This is a genomic window from Pseudobacter ginsenosidimutans (assembly GCF_007970185.1).
Classification (GTDB): domain Bacteria; phylum Bacteroidota; class Bacteroidia; order Chitinophagales; family Chitinophagaceae; genus Pseudobacter; species Pseudobacter ginsenosidimutans.
In genome coordinates, this window is the sequence record NZ_CP042431.1 from 6,028,180 (window position 1) to 6,047,678 (window position 19,499).

Consider the following 19,499-nt stretch of genomic DNA (forward strand, 5'->3'; position numbering starts at 1 on the left):
ATCAATATAAAAAATCAAACTGCTCTTATTTTGGATCAAGCGCCTTATTGATATTGAACAGCAACGCAGCTCTGTGCGCTTTTGTTTCTTCATTGGTAGAAACGGCTGTTGCCAGTTGAGTCTTGATCTTTTTGAGTGTGTTGAGGGCTGCAGCCTTTGACACATCATCAAATTCTTTCGAATCCAGCATGCTGCCCAGCGCACGAACAAAAATTCCCTGCAGGTACTGACGATATACATTCACGTTAGTGGCGATGTCTGCATTGAAGATCCCTTTTTGAAGATCGTTAAAAACATCGGCAACGCTGTAGTCGTTTCCGTACAGGCGGCTGTTGGTGATACGCTGCAAAGTGTTGGGGTGCAGGATATGCGCCAGAGCGCCGTTGGCCTGCATCTGCAGCACATTGGCGGTAGCGCGGAAGTCTTCACCAGCCTGGGGTTGGTTGAATCCACGACGCTGCATCTGCAGATAAGGATACACCTGTGCATCGGCATCGAAAGCATTGGGCGCGAACGCATATTTGGTCAGCACTTCCATCGCTTTCTTCTGTGTTGCCAGTGGAACGGGTGTAAATGGTTTGGTAGCAGATTTCTGCTCAGGGAAGCTCCTGTCTACATACACACCACCAATATAACGGCTCACGGCAGAGATCATGTTCATCCTTTGCGCAATGAGGTTGCCATAACGGGATCTTAGCTCGGCATAGGATTGACCATTTTTACTGTATTTGCCAACCAGCTTGGGGATCGTATTGTTCACGATCTTGAAGCGATCCTCAGCATAAGCGATGGCATCATTGGTATGATCCATGATGTTCACACGGGGATCGATGGCCTTACCGGGAGCGCGCATATCGTCTCCATCATTACCGAAAGTGAGTTGCGGATCGGTACTGCGGCTGAGGATCTTCTTCAGACCATCTGCTTCTTCAGCAGGTGAGAATTCCGCATAGCCGTACTCGATAGCCCAGATATCGTAAGGACCAGCTTTGGTAGTATAGTAATCGCCCTGTTTGGATTTGTCTGCTGCGATGTTCACGGCAGGGTAATCCATCACGGAGCCCATGGTTCCGATCTTGCGGGTGATGGCAGTGTTGTTGATCTCAGCCGGGCTCAGCATCTGTGATGCTTTCATGTTGTGGTTGAGACCGAGGGTGTGACCCATCTCGTGCATCACCAGGTAAGTGAGGAACTGTTTGTGCATCTCGCGCAATTCAGCAGGAGAAGCATCGGCAGCGTCCAGCATGGTGGTGCCGGCAATGAACTGAGCTTTCAGTTCCTGCGCCAGCGTACAGGTAGCGAGGTGATTGTGTTTCATACCTGGCACATGCATTTCTACTTCCTCTTCTTTGGCGAAGAGATCTTTCACCATCATCATGGAAGGACCAGCTTTGAAGAGCTCATCCTGGTTGATGGTGCCGCTTCCGGAAGCCCACTCGATGGTGATGTCCGCGCCAAGGATCTCCCCTGTTCTCGGATTCACGAAGCTGGGCCCGATAGCGCCGTAGCTCGGTTGTGCACTGGCTACCCAACGGATCACGTTATAACGGATATCGTCAGGGTTCCAGGTGGCATCATCAGGCATGATCTTCATCTGTACTGCATTTTTGAAGCCTGCTTTCTCGAAAGCTTCGTTCCATTTATGTCCTGCTTCAACAATGGCTTCACGGTATTCAACAGGCGTAGTGTTCTCCACCCAGTAAATGAGTGGTTGAACAGGTTCGCTCACGGCTGCATTGGGATCTTTCTTCTTCAGGTTCCAGCGATGGATCAGATCCTTGTATGGAGTTGGACTGATAGTAGTGAGATTGGTCACGTTCTCGGTAAAATAACCAACGCGTGGATCATCCAATCTTGGTTTGTAATCGTTCTGCGGCATCTCGATGAGCGTATGCTGCATGCGAACGCGAACATAACGGCCATCCGTAATGTCCGGACCGCTCTGCGCAGAGATCATGGGATTATCATAAGCCATGTCCACCACAATATCTGTGTTATTGGGGAAAGAACGGATGGCGTGGTATTTAGATTTGGCGGGGTTCAGTCCACCGAGGTTGAACATCATCGCGGCAAATGGACTGGGTCCGAAGTTCGGTTTTACAGCGTCCATTTTTTCACTGATGAAGAGACCGTCTGCATTCACCAGGTAACCATCAGCATCTTCACCATTCACTTTCTCTACATGGAAAACGGCTTCGGGTTTGTCTACGTTCCAGGTTTTGCTCACAGCATCTGCGGGATCGTAGTAGAAGTTGGTATTTACCTGCGAGAACTCCAGTTTATCAAATGCTTTCTCCACTTTGAACACGAAGGTGGTGCGGTGCATACCCTGGTTAAGGAAGAGTGTGGTAGGTCCATTCACGGAGAAGCTTTGATAGATATAATCCTTTCCGAGCTGGTTCTTTTTAATGTACAACTGCACGCTGCCGGTGGCAGTATCCTGGTAGATGGTGAAAAGGCCATCTACTTTACGGCTTGTCTTCACCTTATCTGTGATGCCGGCTGGTTTTTTGGGTTTGGCGGTGTCTGCTGCTGCACCGGGAGCTGGGGCTTTGCCTTTGTCCTGTGCATAGCTCACAAGCAGCACCGGTCCCGATAACAGAAATACTAATAGGAGTTTTTTCATGATAAATGCCGTTTTAGTGCCACTGAATATACAAACATAACCTCAAGCATGAGGAACAATTTGATAAATGGCTAAACGGAATTACCAGCCGCTGGCGAGTACGTCGGCGATATGCATGGTTTGCATGGGGAGTCCCTTGTGACGGATGTATCCGTCCAGGTGCATGAGACAGCTATGGTCGGTTGAAATGATGCACTGGGCGCCGCTTTCGCGGGCATTGCTTACTTTCTGATCTGCCATTCCGATGGAGATAGGCTCGAATTTCACTGCGAAAGTTCCGCCGAAACCGCAGCAGGTTTCCACATCTTTCATCTCCACCAGTTCCAGCCCCTTGACATTTCCCAATAATTTGCGGGGCTCTTCCTTGATCTTGCATTCGCGAAGACCGGCGCAGGAATCATGATAAGTGGCTTTGAGGTCCAGTTTCGCTCCCAGGTTATCGATCTTCAGTACGTTCACCAGGAACTCGGAGAACTCGAAAGTCCGGTCACGGAGGGCTTTCACATCATTGTGATAAGAAGAATTATCGAAGAGTTTCGGATAGTAATTACGAACGAAGCCGGTGCAGGAAGCGCTGGGTGCCACTACATAATCTGCTCCGTCAAAGTCTTTGAGGAATTTGGTGCAGACTTCCTTGGCATCGTCCCAGAAACCTGCATTGAATGCGGGCTGGCCGCAGCAGGTCTGATTGGAATTGTATTCAACAGTACAACCTGCTTTTTGCAAAACCTTCAACATATTGAAAGCGGTTTGCGGATAGAGCTGATCTATGAAGCAGGGTATAAAGAGTTGAACCTTCATTTTACTGTTTGAAAGAGTTGTTCAGCGCGATCATTTTCACAGCGGTGATAGCCGCTTCTTCTCCTTTGTGGCCATGGCGGCCTCCGATGCGTTCATCGGCCTGCAACTGGTTGTCTACCGTAAGTACTCCGAAGATAACGGGAACGGGCAGTTGCAGATTGAGTTGCAGCACGCCGTCAGTAACAGCGCGACAAACATATTCGAAATGCGGCGTATCTCCACGGAGTACACAACCGAATGTGATAACGGCGCAGGGGCGGTTGCTCTTGTGCTTATTGTTATCCCAGTAGGCTTTCACACCGAAGGGGATCTCGAAAGCGCCGGGCACCACAACAGTGCGGATATCGGTAATGCCCTGTTCATTCAAAACGCGGATGGCGCCCTTTTCAAGCTCATCCACAACAGTGGCATTCCATTCGGTCTTCACAATAACAATACAGGCATCCTTTTGAAGAATGCCCGTATCTATTTGAAATAACTTGCTGTTGCTTACTTCTGCCATATTGAATGGTTCTATTTTGTCTCACCGAGTTTGGCCATGAACTTGTCTGCCTCAACACCGCGTGGCGTCATCGGGAAGTTCTTTTTGATCTCCTTCAGGAGAGCGATGGCATCTGCGGTCTTGTTCTGATCGGCCAGCAGCACGGCTGCACGGTAAAGGTATTCAGATGAATTGAAAGTATCATCTGCAAAAGCTTTGCCGGCTTTTTTGTAATTCTCTACAGCCTGATCTTTCTTTCCCAGTTCAGAGTAAGCATCGCCGAGAAGGCCATACACTCTTACGTTCAGTACTTCTGAAGTGGAGGAATAATCGTTCAGGTATTTAACGGCGTTGTTGAAATCCCCGGTCTGGAGATAGCAGGCGCCTGCATAGAATTTAGCGAGGTTGGCAGATTTAGTGCCGCTGTATTTGCTGATCACTTTGAGGAAACCAGGATTGGCAGCGGAACCGTCGCCATTGAGCGCGAGTGCGAAAGAATCGTTCCTGAAACTGGATTCGGCTTTCCACATGGCATTGCCGGCTTTCACGTTCTCAGGCGCTTTCACGAAATTAATGTAAGCAAAATATCCGGCTACGACCAGTACAACCACCAGTATTCCGATGGATACTTTTTTGCCGTTCTTCTGCCAGAACCCTTCGAAGGTATTGGCAAATCTGTCTTCAGCAGATTTTTGTACTGGCGCTGTTGCTTGTTCGGTTTGCTTTACTTCTGTAGCCATTTGGCAAGAGTTGTGTTTAAGGTTGTTTAATAAGCAGATTAGTCCATGATGAATGGATAATCGGGTTGTAATACGATATCTTTCAGAACTTCGCTGTCATCCGGCCATGGAGATTCCTCGGCAAATTTCACGGATGCATCCACTTTCTCGGCCACGCGTTTGTCGATGGCTTCCAGGTCTGCTTCAGTAGCGAATTTATTTTTCAGGATGGTGGCTTTTACCAGGCTGATCGGATCGCGCTGTTTGTATTCTTCCACTTCTTCCTTGGTGCGGTATTTCTGAGGGTCAGAGATAGAGTGACCTTTATAACGATAGGTCTTGATCTCCAACAGGGTTGGACCATCTCCTTCGCGTGCTCTTTTCACTGCGCGGGAAACGGCTTCATGTACGGCTTCTGCGCTCATGCCATCCACTGAATCAGCAGGCATTTCATAAGCATCTGCCAGTTTATAGATGTCCACGATGTTGGAGGTGCGCTCAACGGAGGTACCCATTGCATAGTGGTTATTCTCACAAATGAAGATCACAGGGAGCTTCCAGGTCATTGCCATGTTGAACACTTCATGGAGCATACCCTGACGTGCGGCGCCGTCGCCAAAATAGGTCAGGCAAACATTGTCTGTGCCCTTGTATTTTTCAGCAAAAGCCAGTCCTGCACCTGTACCGATCTGTGCGCCCACGATACCGTGTCCGCCAAAGAAGTACTCATTCTTGCCGAAGAAGTGCATACTGCCACCTTTACCTTTAGAGCATCCGGTAGCTTTTCCATAGAGTTCAGCCATGCAGGATTCGGGGCTCATGCCTTTGGCGAGGCCCAGTCCATGATCACGGTAAGCGGTAACGAAGGGGTCTTCCTGACGGGTAGCGGTCATACAACCGGCGGCGATGGCTTCCTGGCCTACGTAGGCATGGAAAAAACCACGGATCTTGCCTTCCATCTTGTATTTTTCCTCGGCAGTCAGCTCAAACTGACGGATCAGTTGCATCAGCTCGTACCAGTACAGGTAAGTTTCTTTTGAGAATTTAGTGGCCACAGTACAAAAATTTGAGGGGCAAAGATAAGGGGATAAAGGGAAAAAAGGGCAATATTTGCAATTCGGTTTAATCCTTCGCAGAAAACGCTTAAAGGTTGATAACCTGTACAGTAATTTTGATCCATTGTTGTTTCTCCACTCCATATCGCTGGTACAGTTCAAGAACTATACCCACAGAGAGTTTGACTTCTCGGAAAGGATCGTAGGAATCTGCGGCCGGAACGGTGTGGGCAAGACCAACCTCCTGGATGCCATCTATTATTGCTGTTTTACCAAAAGTTATTTTGGAAGGTCAGACAACTCCCATGTGCAGCACGGGAGCTCCGGTTTTCGCCTTGTGGCCAATATGGAACTGCAGGGCCGCAAGGAAGAGGCGGTCTGCATCCTCCGGGAAAATGGAAAAAAGGAATTTTATCTCGAAGGGGAACTCTACGAGAAATTCGCCCGCCATGTGGGCCGCTACCCCTGCGTGATCATCGCCCCCGATGATATCCGCATCATCATGGAAGGCAGCGAAGAAAGAAGACGTTTCACAGACGCCCTCCTCTCCCAGCTGGATGCCCGCTACCTCCAGCAGCTCATCGATTACAACCGTGTACTCCAGCAACGCAATGGCTTCCTCAAATCCATGGCGGAAAAAAATATACGTGATACAAGTCTCCTGGATGTATATGATCAGCAACTCATCCAGTTCGGCGAATATATTTTCAGCAAACGAAAAGAATTCTTAGCCGAGTTGATCCCGGCTGTAAAGAATTTTTACAAACAGATCGCAGCTACCGATGAAGAACTGGAACTGGAATATGAAAGCCAGTTATTAAAAGAATCCTTCCCGCAATTGTTGCAAAGGATGCGACAAAAAGATGTATTACTGCAACGTACAAACGCCGGCGTGCACAAAGATGATCTCGATATCATGCTGAAGCAGCAGGCTTTCAAGAATCTTGCTTCACAGGGACAGAGAAAGAGTTTGCTCTTTGCTATGAAGCTGGCGGAATTTGAGCTGCTGAAAAAACACAAGGGCTTCGCTCCTCTCCTGTTGCTGGACGATGTTTTTGAAAAACTGGATGAACAGCGCATGCACAATCTGCTCGCCTGGGTCTGTGTGCAGAATGATGGACAGATTTTTCTCACGGACACACATGAAGAGCGCATCCGCAATCACTTCGATGCATTGAAGCAGCAATACCAGGTAATTTCATTACAGGAAGCAGAATAAGTTGTTTACCTTTGGTGCATAAGCAGTACGTATGGGTGAATATTCTATGGGCGATGCCATGAAACATTTCCTGAACCGCAGCAGGATCAAAGGCTCCATTCAGGCATTACAGATCGAAGATGTATGGGAACAGATCATGGGCAAGACGATCGCCAAGTACACCGAGAAGATCGAGATTCACGGAACCACACTTTATATCAATACTACAGTTGCCCCCCTCAAGCAGGAATTACTTTACCAGAAAGATCAGATCAAAACAAGAGTGAATGAATTGCTTGGTGAATATACCGTGCGGGAGGTGGTGATCAGGTAATCCACCTGCCTCATGAATTCTCTTCCGCAGACTCCTTCACTACAACTGGTTGGTTGGCAAATTGTCGGGATAATTATCATTGAAAATTTGAAGTTTCATAAATTTTATATGCCCGACCAATTAGATTCAATTAAAACCCATTGGTTCTCTTCACAAGAGTATTCAAACTTGATTTTGGCACCACCACCATTTAAGAAACTATAATTTTTTCTTCGATATGAAACATAAAAGTCCACTATAGTAATCAGCAATTGATTCTTAACTAAGACTGGCAAAATTTTCCATACTCTAATCCCACGTTTTATCAACTTTCTATTTTCTTTTGCTTCAATTGAAATTGACTTAAATTTTTGTTCACTTTTGTCAGATTCTAAAATGTAAGGTTGATTATTTTGATCGATCAAATAGACATTTCCTTCTAACTGAGCCGGCTGCATTATAATAGCAGAGTCAATCATTTTTTTGTATTCATTTACACCAGACTGCGCTAAAGACGCACAGCTAATAAAAGAATAAAATAATATCAAAAGGAACTTATTCATTTCGAATCATATAGGTATCAATGTAAACACCTGGCAATAACGAATTATTGGGTCTTCACCCTAGGATCAACAATTCCATACAACAGGTCTGCCAGAATCCCAATTACAATAAAGAAAAAAGAAGAAATCAGTACTGATCCCATCACCACCGGGAAATCCAGTTTTTCCAATGCATCCACCGTTACTTTCCCGATCCCTTTCCAGCCGAAGATATATTCCACAAAAAAAGCGCCGGCCAGCAGTTCCGCAAACCAGCCGGTTATGGCCGTGATCACAGGATTGAGCGCATTGCGGAGCGCATGACGCCAGATCACAATTCTTTTACTTAGTCCTTTTGCGTATGCAGTTCGGATATAGTCCTGCGTTAGTACGTCCAGCATGGAGCTGCGGGTGAGCTGTGTGATGATGGCCAGCGGGCGGATGCCCAATGTAAACGCCGGCAGTATCAGGTTCTGCATGCTCCAGTACCGCTCCCCTGTTGTTTCATCGATATCGAACCAGCTCCCGGTCATATGCAGACCGGTTACATCGCTCAATAAAAATCCAAAAATGTAAGCCACAACGATGCCCATGAAAAATGAAGGCGCTGAAATACCCAGCACACTGGTAAATACAGCACTGGTGTCCATCCAGGTGTTCTTCTTCACGGCAGCGAGTATGCCCAGTGGAATGCCCAATGCAATTGCGATGATCATGGCCGCAATCGCCAGGATGATGGTTCCTGGAAGGGCTTCCATCAAAAGCGTCCACACATCTTTCTTGGTTTGATAAGAGCGCCGGAGATACGGCACTTTCACGCCGACCTTCGTTTCACCACCTATAAAAAATCCCCTGAGTTGCTTCTTTTCAATATCAGCCCTGGTGTGAATGGCGATGGGCGAAATATCATTGAGGTATAAAAAGAATTGTTTGTATTTGGGTTGATCCAGGTACAGTTCCTTGCGGATATTCTCCTGGGTGGCGGCATCGGCGCGCTGCCCCATGATCAATCGACTGGGATCTCCGAAACCCTGGAACAGGAAGAATACTACCACTACCACGCCGAGCATCACGAGGATACCATAGAAGATCCGCCTGGTAATGTATTTGATCATGATTGCAGTTGATGGTTGAAGCTAAGCAATACGGACCGGTCCGCAAAACCTGGCCTATTCAGATGTAGAGAATTTCGGAGTGCTGCTTTGCTGCAGGCTATCCGGAATCGGCTCATAGGTCTGGGTATCGGCAGGCTGTCCGGGTTGAGCGGGCAGTTCCTGCAATACTTTCACGGCGCGTTCCAGGTCTGAGTAAGCCCATTTGCCGAGGATATTGCCATTCTTCACCAGCATCAGGGTTGGATTGGCCCTGGCGGCGGTTTTGATAGCAACGGCATCACAGGCAAGCGGGGTCATCTGGGTGAACACTTTCAGCGGGTTCTCTCTGAGCGTTTCGAAAGGAATGCTGGTAACGAGGAATGGTTCTATCTGTTTATTTCTCGCAGTAGTGATCACGATGTTCATGATGCCCGGCCAGTTGCCATGTTTGTAATCGTTCTTTACAAAGAGATAGAGCTGGTACCTGTCTTCAGCAAGTAAAGCATCGGTTGTATCGTTACCCCAGTAGGTTTTGAGGGCGAAGTCTTTGATCTTTGGAGATGCATTTCCTTTGCGCACTACTTTATCATATCGTTTCACGAAAGTATAGATGCTGTCATCGAAATCATCGGGGAATGATTCGGCGGTGAATTCCACTTCTTTTCCATCTTTCTTATATACAAAATTGATCACGGTGCTGTCGGGGATGGAGCCGGCAGGCGCTTTCATGTTCGCGGGGATATTGTTGCCGATCTTGTAAGGCAGACAATCCACCACCGGCAGATGCAGCAGCACAAACCATTGCAACGCAATGGTGAGCACAGTGGAGAAGAAAAGGATCAGTATGCTGTTCCTCACGCTGAGCGCGGGTTTGATGCGATTACTATAAAGGAAGATGGGGATAATGAGCACCAGCAGGAAGATATCTTTCATGAAGCTCTGGTCTGCTGTGAGGGGAATGCAATCGCCGAAGCAGCCGCATTCGCGCACTTTTCCGGAGAAAAGCGCATAACCGGTAAGGAAAGTAAAGAAGATGATGAGCAGCAGGAGCAACCAGCTGAAGAGTCGCATTTTGTAGCCCACCAGTACTGCCACACCTGCGATGATCTCGAAAGTGATCATGAGGATGGAGAATGTGAGGGTGTAATTGTTGAGCCAGTGCATGTTCCAGATCTCGAAGAACTCCTGCATTTTATAGCTGAGGCCGAGCGGATCATTGGCTTTTACAAGTCCTGAGAAAATGAATAGAACGCCTACGATAATGCGCGAAATGTTCAGGAAGGTTTTCATTGCTGTGAAAATTTTCAGTGATGAGGGTCGGATTATTTGGATTTATCCCTGGTGCTTACCCTCTCTGATGAGGATGAGCGCAAAGATGGAATAGTTGATAATGTCTACATAATTGGCGTCGATGCCTTCGCTGATGATGGTTTTGCCATCGTTCTGAAGGATCTGGCGGATGCGGATGAGCTTCACCAGGATGAGGTCTACCAGGCTTTCCTGGCTGAGTGAACGCCATGCTTCACCGTAATCGTGGTTCTTGGCTTCCATTACATTCTTTACGAAACCGATCTTCTGGTTGTACAGTCTTTCTACTTCAGTAACGGGAAGGTCTTCCACGGTGGCGTCTTTCTTATCCATCTGGATCAGCCCGATAATGCCGTAATTCACCATGGCCATGAATTCGCCGGTGATATCCTCCCCTACTTTATTGGTCTTGGTTTCCTGGATGGTGCGGATGCGCTGGGCCTTGATGAAGATCTGGTCCATGATGCTGATGGGCCGCAGCACGCGCCAACTGGTGCCGTAATCACTTGCCTTTTTCAGAAAGATATCTTTGCAGGATTGAACTACCTCGTCGTATTGCTGATTCGTCATAGTAAGAATGATGGTACCTTTAGGGCCTAAAAATAAGTAACAAAGTACAAATGTTTACACTGAATTGTTCAGGCAGGATGCTGATATTGGATAAACCTGTGGTGATGGGCATCATCAATGTAACGCCGGATTCCTTCTTTAGTGGAAGCCGTGTTACGGCAGATACGGCCGTACAGCAGGCGGAGCGTATGTTACAGGATGGCGCGGGGATGCTGGATATTGGCGGACAATCAACCCGTCCCGGAAGCGAGCGGATCTCTGCCCAGGAAGAGACAGACCGCGTGGTGCCGGCCATTGAAGCCATTGTAAAAGCTTTCCCTGATGTTAACATTTCCATCGATACCTATTATGCGAAAGTGGCGGAAGCCGCTGTAAAAGCCGGCGCTGCCATTGTGAACGATATCAGCAGCGGGGATATGGACGATGAGATGATCACAACGGTTGGTCGGTTATGCGTTCCTTATATCGCGATGCATATGCAGGGAACGCCTGATAATATGCAACAGGATCCCTTATACGAAGATGTGACCCGCGAAGTGCTGGATTATTTCATTCAGAAAATGGAAGTCTGCCGGAGAGCAGGAATAAATGATATCATCCTCGATCCCGGAATCGGTTTCGGAAAAACGGACGCACATAATTTTGAACTGATCCGCAATCTGAAAATAATCGGCGAACTGGGCAAGCCGGTGTTGCTCGGTATTTCAAGAAAAGGACTGATCAACAGAACGCTGGAGATCAAAGCTGCTGAAGCGTTGAATGGCACCACTGTACTTAATACGATGGGATTGATGAATGGCGCAAGTATTTTGCGTGTGCATGATGTGAAGGAAGCGGTAGAAGCAATGAAGTTGTACGATGCGTATGTTGGGTAACAACTGAATTCGCCATAATCAAAAAGCCGGACCCAGACAGGCCCGGCTTTTATTTTTCCTGATATCCTATTATTGCTTCACAAATTTCAAATACGCTTTCCTGCCCTCTCTCCTGTTCAATATCGCTACATAAATTCCCGGCGTCAACCGCTGTACGGGCAATTCAATCTTTCGCATATTCTTCACCGGTAATTCCATTATTTGCTTTCCGGAAATATCGTTTATCACAATCGTTTCCCATTTGTCCGATAAACTAAGTCCATCAATGATCAGTGTTTTGGGAACCGGATTGGGATAATACCGGATGCCCAGGCTTCCACCATTCACTGGGTCTATGCCGGTAGTAACGTTACTCACCTTGATGGTCAGCTTATTACTTTGAACAGTCACTTCGCCCACACAGTTGATAAAGCTTTGGTAGTGATACCGGAGCTTTACTTCTGCAACACCAGGCCAGTAATCGATTTCATACCTACCATTGGATCCGTCCACAGAATTCCAGCCCCTCGCAGCCACACTATCTTCCCAATAGATAAAGGCATCAATTCCGGGATTGACAATTTTGGCCGTGTAGGTGGCGCCTTCCCCGGGCTTGACAATTGTTTTTCCATCGATACTTGCCAATGGCAAAGGAGCGGGACCGGTACCCTGTGTAAGCGTAATGATATTGCTGAATGCAGGCTGCGTACATCTTTGTGTAGAAATGATCTTCACTTTTACCTGGTCGCCTCCTTTGAGTGTGCTTGTAGTGAAGATGGTGTTATTGCTGCCTGCACTGATATCATTCACCAGCCATTGGTATGCAGGCGTTTCGTTACTATGTACAAAGCCTGGCGTAGCCGTGAATGTCACTGGTATACCCGGACAAGCCATAGCCCCGAGGGTTTGATACTTACGTTACTGTTGAAGTTGGCGCGAACAGGCGCATCCAGGAAGGCGTCCACCGGCCCGTTATTGCAGATGGCAGCATTGCTGGTCATCTTCAGATAGATATATGTATAAGGAAGTGTAACAGGAATGGTCAATTCAGCGCTGTTACCACCAACGATCTCATCTTCATATTTCCATTGGAAAGATGGATTGCTGCCGCCATTCACCACCACCGCTTTGAAAGTGACAACTGAATCAGAACAAATGACCGACGATGTTGGCTGGATCACAGCCTTAGGCAGTTCTCCTTTCTGCGTCATCGTAAGCAGATTACTTATAGCGGGCAAACCAACTGAACATTTCTCACTGGAACTTAGTTTCACCTGCACCTTATCGCCCTGCTTTAGTTCTTTGGTGGAGAATTGAAGGTCTTCCCGCAACTGCACCAGTTCACCATTGATATACCAGTTCAGATAAGGTAAGAGGCCGGCATCGGTAACGGTGGCTGTGAAAGTGACCATTTCATCTTTACAGAAACTGGTGGAAGGAACGGATACACTTAGCCCCGGAGTTAAACTACCAGCAACGAACAAACGCCAGATACTGCTGTAACGGCCATCAGCCACACAGCGGATGGTGTAATCGTTCCAGCTTGCGGGAAGCTGTTTCAGTTCCAGTTTTGCAGTAGTAGCGCCAGTTACATTGGCATCATTGACGAGGTCCACAAATCCGCTGCCCCTGTTTACCTGCCACTGAAAATTGGTACCGGTAATATCGCATTGCAGCTCTCCTCCTTCACCGGTACAGATCCTGCTGGTGATGGGCACTCCGGTCATGTTCTCAAAAAAATTGAATGTTCTGGTGTCATAATCGTAGGCGGCGAGATCGGGCTTATTATCTCCGTTGAAGTCGGAAACGGTATTGTAGAATCTGTCAAATGGAGTTAAGGTTTCCCAATGAGTGGCTTCTTCCTGTTTGATCTGGCCGGGAGTAGAATAGTTCTTGTATGCCCAGAGTATCCTGGTGTCGCCGCCCAGTGCGAGATCTGCCTTTTTGCCGCCTGTGAAGTTAGCAACATGCATCGTTGCAAACTTGAATGGTCTTTCCAGTGTTATGGGAGTATCGAATGTGAAATTTCCGGGAGCTGTTGTTGTGTTGCGGTAGAAAATTAGGTTCTTGTCGTTAGCCAGGATAATGTCTGGCTTTCCATCTCCGTCGAAATCGACCAGCCGGATGAAATGAGCATTCAGCATGCCGCCTGAAGCCCTGAATTCAGTGCTGTGGACAAAGCTGATATTGCCGCGACTGCCCGTATTCCTGAGGATCTCCACCAGACCGGCTTCCGTAGCGTATTCACCGGAATAGGTAATTATCTCTTTTTTGCCATCGCCATCCAGATCGGCGCAGCCGATGTCTGAGGGGCGCCACAGCACACTGTATTGCTTTGGTTCGGCAAAAGCGATGGATCCGGATGAACTGGTATTCCGCAATACCTCCAGATATGGTTCGCCTTCTATGCCTGCAACAAGATCTGGTCTGCCATCACCATCCAGATCGTCAACGTTCAATGATTGGTGCGACCAAGTCCCTGGCAGATAACGGGTATTATCAAACGAAACATGACCAGGCGTGCTGGTATTACGCGCAACCTGCACTCCTCCCGATCCTGCAAATGGAATGAAATCGGGTTTGCCATCGCCATCCAGGTCTTTCAGGATCGCGACAGTGAATTCTGTACTCTTCATGGGAACAGATACCGGCTCTGCAAAAGAGAACTTATTGCCGGTACCCGTATTCAGGTATACAGTGAAATCTGAATTTCTGCCGGAGCCTGTATGCAACAGGTCGTTCTTTCCATCGCCGTCTATATCTCCTCCTATGATATTGCCGTATGCGGCATGATAGCTGATAGGCAGGTATAGCGCGGGTTTCCACGTAGTGGGTGTAAAATTGGAACTGTCGGGGAATGTTACATTGAAAGGCCGCGGTGAAGCGGCGCTCAATGAAGTGGTTTTATTGAGCACAGTGATCGGCCCATAAATCGCGCCGGCTGGTACCTGAACAGTGATCTGCGTGGATGATGCAGAGCTGATCACCGCTTTGATACTTCCAAAATTCACCTGGTTGTTGGCAGCGGACGCGCCAAAGTTCTGACCTGTCAGTGTGATGCTGTTCCCGGCATTGCCAAAATCTGCGCTCATGCCGGTAATAACAGGCGCATTGGCCGATGCTGTATAATATTGAAATCCGGGTTTGGAATGGGATGTATAGAAAGTACTCACGGTTACATTGCCGCTACTGCCGCTGGCAACAACCGCCAGCAGGATCTCCGATGATATGATCCTGAAAGAAGCAGCCGGCGCACCGCCGAAGCTCACTGCATTCACATAGTTGAAGCCAGTGCCGCGGATCTCTACCACTGTACCCGCACTTCCTGATTGTGGCGAGAAGGAACTGACCACAGGAGCAGGTAACTCGGGATAATCCTGCTGCCTGCGAAAAGTATCTGTCCGACTGCCTTTGATCACCACCAGCTCGATGATATCGGAAATATTTGAAAAGTGATGACGATAAGTAGTATGATAATCCGTACTGATCTGTACTCCATTCACAAACCATTTGTACAGATAATTGGGTTTGGAATAATTGACGAGTTTGGTAATGCCGGTATTGGAATAACCAGCGGTATCGATCCCGAACCTCGCTTGTGGCAAAGTTATGCCGCCGCCATTTGCCGTAAGTGCGATAGCGCTGTGTCCATCGCCACCTAACCAGATCTGGTCTTCATTCCTGATGAAAAACGACTGAAGCGTTGGCATCAGCTGCTCGTCCCCGTTAGCAAAAGGCAAGGGCTCCCAAACTTTGCCGGAGTCTGTTGTTTTGTAAAGAAGATTACCCCAGCTGAGCGCATAGCCGGAACTATCGTTCACAAACTGCATTTTGGGGCCGAAGAATGGACTGCCGGTTTCCGGGGCCATCTCTTTCCAGTTATTGCCTCCGTCTGATGTATACCAGGTGCTGTTATTGTTCACGTTCTCGGCTGTTTTCCTTGCATTCACCCAACCCTTGTCTTTTGAAATGAAAAAGGCATGGTTCACGTATGATAATGGTTTTGTAACCGGATTCCAGTTGAGACCAGCATTATCGGAACGCATGAGCCAGAGGCCACCCGACTGATCCCTTGAAAAAGCAAACACTAGATCAGTTGACGGAGATTGAAGATCAGAGAAAAAACCATTTTGTCTTTCGAGAACAGAGGACCAGCTCTGGCCGCCATCGGTTGTCTTCACTATGCGGTCAGGCTCTGTTGCATAACCGGTGGTTGCGCTGGTGAAAATGATCTTTGTAACACCGGTGAAGAGCTGCCCGGTGTTGAGGACCGTATGATGCACCAGCTTGAAAGTGGAGCCGCCATCGGTTGAATAGAGAATGGCGGGCACGGAGCCGTAATCGCCATACACCAGTAGTTTATTCTTATCGAATGCATACACGCCGGCAATACCGAAACCGAATGTCAGGTTCACGGAATAGCCATTATAGTTTACGTTGGCGTTGGTGATATTTTTTTGAATGAAGTGTTTGCCGCTATCGCTTGTATACCCGATCCATTTGTGGAAGGCCGCATAACCTTCATTGTGAGAAAAGAAATGGATCTCCCTGACGGCATTGGAAGCATCTTCCATGCGATGCGCCAGTCTGAATTGTGCTGCAGATTGCAGGGAGCAAAATACCATCATCAACAACAGGCAGAACCGGCCGGGGTTAAAGCGCAGGAAGTGGCTCATGGGACGAGGTTTCTTCCTGTAAATTAGCTTGTATTTTTCATATTTCAATAACGGTCATAAAATAGCAAACGGCCCACCAGAGCGGGCCGTTTGCTTTTATTCAAGTGCTGGCTTTGAAGCCAGGTGAACTGTATTAGTGTCCTGCGTGAGGAACTGCGCCTGGAGCCGGAGCTTCAGAACGTTTCTTCACATCCACCACTTCGATATCGAAGATCAGGTTCTCATTCGGCTTGATAGGGCCACCTGGTTGAGGGTTGGCGCCGTAAGCCAGAACAGATGGGATGAGCATGCGGCCTTTGTCTCCTTTCTTGAAGAAGAGGATGGCTTCAGTCATACCAGGGATAGCGCCCTGACCAGCGGCCTGGAAGCTGAATGGCTCCATGCTGTGTGGTTGGGTTTGCTTGGTGCTGTCCATGTTGGAATCGAAATATTTTCCTTCAGTAGTGTAGCCAGTGTATTTGATAGCTACAACATCGCCTGTATCGATAGCCGCACCATTCTGTGTGGAAGTGATGTGGTAGTAAACGCCGTTTGGAGTTTTCTGTACAGTGAGGTTGTTCTTCTTCACGTATGCGTCCAGACCAGCAGCGTCTTTCGTTTTCTGACCTTCTGCTTCAATTTTCATGCGGGCTTGTTCTTTCATCATCTCTGCGTTGCGGTCTACTTCGGCCAGGCTGTCGCTGGTGAATACGTCAGCTACGCGGAAGCTGAGAACGATCTTGTCTTTACGTTTGATGAAGGGAGGCAGTTGTGCTCCTTTCTTCAGGAGTGTATCGGGAACCAGCACTACAGTAGCGCTGTCGCCTTTACGCAGGAGAACGAAGATCTCTGCAGGGTTGTAAGTGGAACCAACAGAATCAACTGGTGCATACAGGGGCATTTTACCGTAGTTGTCGCCGAAAGTAGTGTCACCAGATTTTTGCTGGAAGTATAATTTGAGGATATTACCACGTTTAACCACAGGCTGGCTATTGTCGTCAGATTGGATCTTGTACATCAGACCGCTCTTGGTCTTTTTGAAAGAACCACCGCCTGAACAGGCTGCGAAACCAAGGGCGATTGCCAGGCCACTGAGAAGAATGGTTGTTTTTTTCATGCTGGAAAATTATTAATTACCTTCTTTATTGTTTTTTGTTAGATGATGTTCTTTCTTCCTGGAGGGCAGCTTCATTTTCCTGGATGGCCTGCATGAAATGCTCCACGGTCTCATCCAGTGATGCGCTGCTTCTGCCGCCTGCTGCGTTGAAGTGACCACCGCCTTCGAAATATTTCCGGGCGAAACTGTTCACGTCAAAGTCGCCTTTGCTGCGGAAGCTCCATTTTCTTTCTTCATCCCTGTCTATAACGATCGCGGCCAGCCGAATTCCCTGGATGCTGAGCGGATAGTTCACCAGACCTTCTGTATCGCCGGTTTTGATCTCATAGCGCAGGAGGTCTTTCTTGGGGATGGAGATGAGAGCAGTATTGTATTCATAGAACACTTCCATGCGATGCAGGAGTACATGGCCTATGAAGCGCAACCTGTTCTCGAGATAGTTATCGTAAATATGCTCATGAACTTTGGTATGGTCAAGTCCCTGGTCTTTAAAATCAGCAATCATACGGTGCACCGCTGCGCTTGCTGCGGGGAAACGAAATGAACCGGTGTCGGTCATTACGCCTGCATAAAGACATTGGGCCACTTCTTTATTCACGAGGTGTTTGTAACCTGCTTCCACGATGAAGTCGTAGATCATTTCGCTGGTAGAGCTCTTTTTGGTATCGGAGATACCATACGCGAAAGTGGGCGTATCGGGCTGTGCGTGGTGATCTATGAGAATACGTGTAACATTGAGCGCTTTGATGATAGGCGCCATATTCTTGGTGCGGAGCAGGATATTGAAGTCAAGACAAAAGATCCATTCGGCTTCTTTGAGAATGCCTTCGGCTTTGTCTCTCGTGAGTTCGAAGTCCACTACTTTATTGCATCCGGGCATCCAGTTGAGCCACTTGGCCCAGTTGGTTGGGGATACCACAGTAACGTGGTGGCCCAGTTGTACCAGGAAATGATAAAGTCCCAGGGCGGATCCCATGGCGTCTGCATCAGGCTTCTGATGCATGGTGATCACCACTTTGCGTGGTGTGTTGAGCAGCGGGTATAAATCTTGGATAGGTAGCATAAAACGGAGGCAAATTTGCGGAAATAAAGTCCAACGGCCAAAAGGAATATCCTTTTGACGGGATGTATCCGCAGGATTTGCGGCCGGACGGCCTTATCAGTTGGGCAGTGGCTTCAGTTTATACCCTTTTTTACGAAGCAAGGCCAGCACGCCTTTATCCCCGGCCAGGTGCCCCGCCCCTACGGCAAAAAGTACGGTCTGACGGCCATCCTGGGAGATATTGAAGATATCGTGGCTCCAGTTGAGGTTACGGTTGTAAAGGAGCACATCCATGTATTCCTCCATACCGGGATCGCTTTTGACAATGAGGGAGTCCATCTGGGAGAGGTCTTGTTTTTTATAGACTTCGGCCAGTTTGAGGGTGGTCTTTTTGTAGGTGTCGATGCTATCGATATAAGACAGGAGGTCTTTTGCCTGTTTTTTGTAAGGGATGCTGTCGAACAGGCCGGCCTGGTAGGCGACGGTCTCGATACCTTTGATCTCCTTATTGTATTTCCTGCCTTCGGTCATGATAAGCTCTTCCATGGATTTCTTTTTGGGGCAATCCATGAGCCTTTCTGAAATGATGCTGGAAATGAAATAAGGTTTGAAACGCGTGAGCATGCTGAGCGGCAGCATGGTCTTGTTATCTGAAAAGTATTTTTCGATGCGGGCGAATTCAGCTTCGGTGAGCAGGTCCTGCAGTTTCTGGTTATCGCTCATGCGGGCGTATTTCATGAAGCCCATGGTTTCTTCGGAATTGTCCATATCCAGTTCAAAACAGATGAAATCGCTGCTTTGGATGATCTTTTTGAGGTTTTCGCTCAGCGCGGCGTCTGCTTCGCAGAGGATATGCATGGTGCCGAAGAGATAGGAAGGCTTGGCCATTCCGTTACCGGAGATCTCCCAGAGGAGCGTTTTGGGGGTGGCGGAGGTTTTGGCAGCGGGTTTGGCTACTGCTTTGGGCTTTGCGGCGGTCTTGGGCGCCTGGGCAAAGGAAAAGAGCGAGCCGAGGGTTAACAATACTGCCAGTCCGGATGATTTCATAAACCTGTATTTTCAGCAAATTACAGAGAAAGAACGTTAAAACGTAATCCCGGGTGGCCCGAGTTCTTCCGAATTAA

17 protein-coding genes are annotated in these 19,499 nt (G+C 48.1%); 3 read left to right on the forward strand and 14 right to left on the reverse strand.

All coding sequences use genetic code 11. From position 1 onward, the window contains the following. Positions 1-25: 25 nt before the first annotated feature. From FSB84_RS23750 to pdhA, 5 genes are all read right to left on the reverse strand, one after another. The gene (locus tag FSB84_RS23750; RefSeq protein WP_130540342.1) at positions 26-2,626 is read right to left on the reverse strand and encodes a zinc-dependent metalloprotease; all 2,601 of its coding nucleotides are present in this window, start codon (positions 2,624-2,626) and stop codon (positions 26-28) included. Between the two features lie 81 nt (positions 2,627-2,707). Then, a complete protein-coding gene (locus FSB84_RS23755; RefSeq protein WP_130540343.1) occupies positions 2,708-3,427 on the reverse strand; it encodes a (Fe-S)-binding protein in 720 nt (239 codons plus the stop codon). A 1-nt stretch (position 3,428) separates the two neighbouring features. Next, positions 3,429-3,929 (reverse strand): 6,7-dimethyl-8-ribityllumazine synthase, encoded by a 501-nt coding sequence (gene ribH / locus FSB84_RS23760; RefSeq protein ID WP_130540344.1) that lies wholly within the window; start codon positions 3,927-3,929, stop codon positions 3,429-3,431. Between the two features lie 11 nt (positions 3,930-3,940). Beyond that, positions 3,941-4,648, reverse strand: coding sequence for a tetratricopeptide repeat protein (locus tag FSB84_RS23765; RefSeq protein WP_130540345.1), 708 nt, complete (start codon positions 4,646-4,648; stop codon positions 3,941-3,943). A gap of 38 nt (positions 4,649-4,686) precedes the next feature. Beyond that, positions 4,687-5,682: a pyruvate dehydrogenase (acetyl-transferring) E1 component subunit alpha gene (gene pdhA / locus FSB84_RS23770; protein ID WP_130540346.1), complete on the reverse strand. Its 996-nt coding sequence runs from the start codon at positions 5,680-5,682 to the stop codon at positions 4,687-4,689. 55 nt (positions 5,683-5,737) lie between these two features. Between pdhA and recF the strand changes: the two genes are divergently transcribed. After that, entirely contained in the window at positions 5,738-6,901 is a 1,164-nt protein-coding gene (recF, locus tag FSB84_RS23775) for a DNA replication/repair protein RecF (RefSeq protein ID WP_225979876.1), read from the forward strand. Positions 6,902-6,932: 31 nt separating this feature from the next. Continuing rightward, entirely contained in the window at positions 6,933-7,214 is a 282-nt protein-coding gene (locus FSB84_RS23780; protein ID WP_130540347.1) for a DUF721 domain-containing protein, read from the forward strand. Positions 7,215-7,318: 104 nt separating this feature from the next. Here FSB84_RS23780 and FSB84_RS23785 read toward each other — a convergent pair whose 3' ends face one another. From FSB84_RS23785 to FSB84_RS23800, 4 genes are read right to left on the reverse strand one after another with little or no spacing between them, the layout of a single operon-like run. After that, positions 7,319-7,756 (reverse strand): hypothetical protein, encoded by a 438-nt coding sequence (locus FSB84_RS23785; protein ID WP_130540348.1) that lies wholly within the window; start codon positions 7,754-7,756, stop codon positions 7,319-7,321. A 44-nt stretch (positions 7,757-7,800) separates the two neighbouring features. Next, positions 7,801-8,850 (reverse strand): ABC transporter permease, encoded by a 1,050-nt coding sequence (locus FSB84_RS23790; RefSeq protein ID WP_130540349.1) that lies wholly within the window; start codon positions 8,848-8,850, stop codon positions 7,801-7,803. A 54-nt stretch (positions 8,851-8,904) separates the two neighbouring features. Next, complete coding sequence (locus FSB84_RS23795) at positions 8,905-10,119, reverse strand: BT_3928 family protein (protein WP_130540350.1); 1,215 nt, start codon at positions 10,117-10,119, stop codon at positions 8,905-8,907. Between the two features lie 42 nt (positions 10,120-10,161). Then, positions 10,162-10,707 (reverse strand): DUF1599 domain-containing protein, encoded by a 546-nt coding sequence (locus tag FSB84_RS23800; RefSeq protein ID WP_130540351.1) that lies wholly within the window; start codon positions 10,705-10,707, stop codon positions 10,162-10,164. A 50-nt stretch (positions 10,708-10,757) separates the two neighbouring features. Between FSB84_RS23800 and folP the strand changes: the two genes are divergently transcribed. Then, complete coding sequence (folP, locus tag FSB84_RS23805; protein ID WP_130540352.1) at positions 10,758-11,582, forward strand: dihydropteroate synthase; 825 nt, start codon at positions 10,758-10,760, stop codon at positions 11,580-11,582. A 69-nt stretch (positions 11,583-11,651) separates the two neighbouring features. On the opposite strand, the gene FSB84_RS23810 is transcribed toward folP, so the two are convergent. The 5 genes from FSB84_RS23810 to FSB84_RS23830 all read right to left on the reverse strand — a co-directional run bounded on the left by FSB84_RS23810 (position 11,652) and on the right by FSB84_RS23830 (position 19,422). Further along, positions 11,652-12,455 carry a T9SS type A sorting domain-containing protein gene (locus FSB84_RS23810; RefSeq protein WP_147122328.1) on the reverse strand — a complete coding sequence of 268 codons (804 nt, stop codon included), beginning with the start codon at positions 12,453-12,455 and terminating at the stop codon, positions 11,652-11,654. Then, complete coding sequence (locus tag FSB84_RS23815; RefSeq protein ID WP_147122330.1) at positions 12,431-16,237, reverse strand: FG-GAP-like repeat-containing protein; 3,807 nt, start codon at positions 16,235-16,237, stop codon at positions 12,431-12,433. The genes FSB84_RS23810 and FSB84_RS23815 overlap by 25 nt, the downstream gene beginning before the upstream one ends. A 133-nt stretch (positions 16,238-16,370) precedes the next feature. Beyond that, positions 16,371-17,333 (reverse strand): FKBP-type peptidyl-prolyl cis-trans isomerase, encoded by a 963-nt coding sequence (locus tag FSB84_RS23820; protein ID WP_130540354.1) that lies wholly within the window; start codon positions 17,331-17,333, stop codon positions 16,371-16,373. 25 nt (positions 17,334-17,358) lie between these two features. Beyond that, on the reverse strand, positions 17,359-18,396 hold the full coding sequence (locus FSB84_RS23825; protein WP_130540355.1) for a DHH family phosphoesterase: 1,038 nt from the start codon (positions 18,394-18,396) through the stop codon (positions 17,359-17,361). Between the two features lie 96 nt (positions 18,397-18,492). Beyond that, complete coding sequence (locus tag FSB84_RS23830; protein WP_130540356.1) at positions 18,493-19,422, reverse strand: TraB/GumN family protein; 930 nt, start codon at positions 19,420-19,422, stop codon at positions 18,493-18,495. Positions 19,423-19,499 lie beyond the last annotated feature (77 nt).

Coding starts and splice junctions, on each gene's coding strand:
- folP (WP_130540352.1), top strand. CDS start 10,758: ATGTTTACACTGAATTGTTCAGGCAGGATGCTGATATTGGATAAACCT.
- FSB84_RS23755 (WP_130540343.1), bottom strand. CDS start 3,427: ATGAAGGTTCAACTCTTTATACCCTGCTTCATAGATCAGCTCTATCCG.
- FSB84_RS23800 (WP_130540351.1), bottom strand. CDS start 10,707: ATGACGAATCAGCAATACGACGAGGTAGTTCAATCCTGCAAAGATATC.
- FSB84_RS23750 (WP_130540342.1), bottom strand. CDS start 2,626: ATGAAAAAACTCCTATTAGTATTTCTGTTATCGGGACCGGTGCTGCTT.
- FSB84_RS23815 (WP_147122330.1), bottom strand. CDS start 16,237: ATGAGCCACTTCCTGCGCTTTAACCCCGGCCGGTTCTGCCTGTTGTTG.
- FSB84_RS23765 (WP_130540345.1), bottom strand. CDS start 4,648: ATGGCTACAGAAGTAAAGCAAACCGAACAAGCAACAGCGCCAGTACAA.
- ribH (WP_130540344.1), bottom strand. CDS start 3,929: ATGGCAGAAGTAAGCAACAGCAAGTTATTTCAAATAGATACGGGCATT.
- FSB84_RS23780 (WP_130540347.1), top strand. CDS start 6,933: ATGGGTGAATATTCTATGGGCGATGCCATGAAACATTTCCTGAACCGC.
- FSB84_RS23830 (WP_130540356.1), bottom strand. CDS start 19,422: ATGAAATCATCCGGACTGGCAGTATTGTTAACCCTCGGCTCGCTCTTT.
- FSB84_RS23810 (WP_147122328.1), bottom strand. CDS start 12,455: ATGGCTTGTCCGGGTATACCAGTGACATTCACGGCTACGCCAGGCTTT.
- FSB84_RS23820 (WP_130540354.1), bottom strand. CDS start 17,333: ATGAAAAAAACAACCATTCTTCTCAGTGGCCTGGCAATCGCCCTTGGT.
- FSB84_RS23790 (WP_130540349.1), bottom strand. CDS start 8,850: ATGATCAAATACATTACCAGGCGGATCTTCTATGGTATCCTCGTGATG.
- FSB84_RS23795 (WP_130540350.1), bottom strand. CDS start 10,119: ATGAAAACCTTCCTGAACATTTCGCGCATTATCGTAGGCGTTCTATTC.
- FSB84_RS23825 (WP_130540355.1), bottom strand. CDS start 18,396: ATGCTACCTATCCAAGATTTATACCCGCTGCTCAACACACCACGCAAA.
- FSB84_RS23785 (WP_130540348.1), bottom strand. CDS start 7,756: ATGAATAAGTTCCTTTTGATATTATTTTATTCTTTTATTAGCTGTGCG.